The 628-nt window shown below is 37.7% G+C and carries 1 protein-coding gene; it reads right to left on the bottom strand.

Annotated features, from left to right (window positions below):
* On the bottom strand, positions 1-460 hold a 460-nt coding region (locus IE867_RS14565; RefSeq protein WP_192485419.1), incomplete at its 3' end, for a DUF1016 N-terminal domain-containing protein.
* Between the last annotated feature and the right edge of the window lie 168 nt (positions 461-628).

The following is a 628-nucleotide window of genomic DNA, read 5'->3' as shown; positions in this document are numbered from 1 at the left end:
GTAATGCTCTAACGCTCCATTTCTGGACACGGCACATTTCAGCAAAAAAGTCTCGTTTTAAATGATCATCAATACCACAAATAATCACAAAGTGAGACCAAGACAATTGTCGCGACAGCGTTGAGACAATCTTGCGATCAGGATATAACTTAGCAAATTTGATCATACGAAATAAGTTGGCTCGACTATAACCTTTACCATACTTAACTTTAAGTTGGTCAGCTAAAGAACTTACGACCATTTCACCATAGTCAGCTCGATCGGACTGTAGTAGCCGATCATTGATACGTTCGCCAATCAGCCAGCAAAGCAGAACTTGAGCTGAATTATACTCTCTGGCAACATGATTGCGAGCTTCTTCAATAAGTTTGGTAACGTCTTGAAATAAGTCAATCGTGCCTTCTGATGAAAGAATATCAGATTTTGAAGCACTTATTTCTGTTGGTTTTTCATCTGTCATGTCAGCTATCCTTTATAAAGTTCCTATAGTGACCAGTATCGGTAAATATGTGGGTCATTACAGGCAAATCAGATAGTCTATGCTAGCAGAAAAAGTGTAAAGTATGAAATACTATTTTAAAATAGGAAATTTAAGCAACTTTACCTCTCAGCGAACGATCCTTAGTAC

This window comes from Cysteiniphilum marinum, assembly GCF_014857925.1.
Classification (GTDB): domain Bacteria; phylum Pseudomonadota; class Gammaproteobacteria; order Francisellales; family Francisellaceae; genus Caedibacter; species Caedibacter marinus.
The sequence above is the reverse complement of the archived record's forward strand: the minus strand, read 5'-3'. Positions and strand labels throughout refer to the sequence as shown.